3 protein-coding genes are annotated in these 1,884 nt (G+C 61.5%); 2 read left to right on the forward strand and 1 reads right to left on the reverse strand.

Going from position 1 to position 1,884, the window contains the following annotated elements; all coding sequences use genetic code 11:
• Positions 1–54 precede the first annotated feature (54 nt).
• Positions 55–405: a DUF952 domain-containing protein gene (locus WA989_RS09945; protein WP_424340345.1), complete on the reverse strand. Its 351-nt coding sequence runs from the start codon at positions 403–405 to the stop codon at positions 55–57.
• Between the two features lie 102 nt (positions 406–507).
• Between WA989_RS09945 and WA989_RS09950 the strand changes: the two genes are divergently transcribed.
• Both WA989_RS09950 and WA989_RS09955 read left to right on the forward strand, forming a co-directional pair.
• Complete coding sequence (locus WA989_RS09950; RefSeq protein WP_424340346.1) at positions 508–1,125, forward strand: S24 family peptidase; 618 nt, start codon at positions 508–510, stop codon at positions 1,123–1,125.
• A gap of 72 nt (positions 1,126–1,197) precedes the next feature.
• Positions 1,198–1,884 (forward strand): LysR family transcriptional regulator (locus WA989_RS09955; protein ID WP_424340347.1); only part of this gene is annotated, 687 nt, incomplete at its 3' end.

The following is a 1,884-nucleotide window of genomic DNA, read 5'->3' on the forward strand; positions in this document are numbered from 1 at the left end:
CGCCTCCGGTGGCAGTTTCTGAACCAGTTTCGTGCCGAAATCCGCAAGCGCCATCTAACGCAGCTCCTCTGGCAGCACCGGATTGCCTTCCGCATCTATTTCGAGCGCCCAGTGACGTTTGGCGTCCGACAGGCGCAACACGGCATAGAGGTGCGGGAAAAGCTGTCCGCCGCGCGATTCCTCCCACTTCACATTCCCGCCCAACCTCTCGGCTGCAAACTCGTAGAGGTGGACGCCTGACTGGCCGGCATAGTGAAGCGCAAGTGTTTCGCCGACCTGGCGCTCAGTCGACAGGTGCACATAGCCGTCGCGCGCGTCGAGATCGGTATCAGTATGGCCATACTCGCGGGCGCGCGCCGCATCAGGCGCGCTCAGGATCTTGTAGACGAGGGTCTCGATAAGCATGCGCTGGCTTGAAACAGGGTTTTGCTTTTTCGGCAAGCCATCAGGCTTGCTAGGTATTTATTCCCATGATAGGAAACAGCAAATCACGATGGAGACGCCGCCATGCGTCATGCCCAAGTCTGGCGCGGAATTGACATGCTCGCTGAGAAGAATGGCCTCAGCGCGTCAGGCCTTGCCAAGCTTGCAGGCCTCGACCCGACAAGCTTCAACCCGTCCAAACGCGAGAGCAAGGATGGCCGCCCGCGCTGGCCGTCGACCGAAAGCATCTCCCGCGCGCTGGAGGCGGTTGGCGCCGGCATGGATGATTTTGCCGCCCTGGTCGAAGGGTATCGCGGCGCCACAGCCCCCCTCATCGGCCTGGCACAGGCCGGCGCTGACGGGTTTTTCGACGATGCAGGCTTCCCGGTTGGCGGCAGCTGGGACGAAGTGCGCTTCCCTGGCCTTGGCGATGAAGCAGTTTATGCACTTGAGATCTCAGGCGACAGCATGGAGCCGGCCTATCGCGCCGGCGACCGAATCATCGTGGCACCCGGCGCGCAGGTGAGACGCGGCGACCGGGTGGTGGCCAAGACTGTGGATGGAGAGGTCATGGCCAAGGTGCTCGGCCGGCAGACAGAACGTCAGGTCGAGCTCGTGTCTCTTAACCCGGATCACCCCGTCAGGACGTTCAAACCGGCTGAAATGCTGTGGCTGGCGCGCATCCTCTGGGTCAGCCAATAGGCCTGTATCCTTCGCAGGCGCAGCACATTATCCGCTTGCCCTTGGGTAATCCGTGTGCAAACCGAAGGTCCGATGGACTGGGATAAATTGAAATCCTTTCACGCGGCCGCAGAAGCCGGAAGCCTTACCGCAGCAGGGGAGCGGCTGGGTATTTCGCAGTCGGCAGTGTCGAGGCAAATCTCCGCGCTGGAAGAGCAGCTGGGTGTGTCGCTTTTCCAGCGTCATGCGCGCGGGCTCGTTCTCACGGATGCGGGTCACACACTGCATCGCTCGACCATGGACATGTCGTCTGCCGCGCAGGCGGCGAATGCGGCGCTGCGTGACCAGCAGGATGTCGCCCAGGGCGACCTCGTCGTCACAGCGCCCGTCGCCTTTGGCTCAACCTGGCTGGTGCCGCGGCTCGGCAATTTCATCAATTCCAATCCGAACATGCGAGTCGATCTGCGCCTTGATGATGGCGAGACCTATGACCTTCTGAAACTCGAAGCTGAATGCGCGATCCGGCTCTGGGCGGCTGAAAAGTCAGACCTCATCCAGAGAAAACTCGGCACTGTGGCGACCAATCTCTACGCCGCGCCGGAATACCTCAAGGACCATGGCACACCGCGCACGCCGCAGGATCTCGATAATCACCGGATTATCGGATATGGCACCGAAAACTCGATGCTGGACGCGATGAGCTGGGCGCAGCGCGTCGGCCGTGACGATACGCTGCCGCGCAAGGCGAGCCTGTCTGTCAACAATGTGCCGGCCATGCTG

Source organism: Henriciella sp. (genome assembly GCF_049649345.1).
Lineage (GTDB): Bacteria > Pseudomonadota > Alphaproteobacteria > Caulobacterales > Hyphomonadaceae > Henriciella.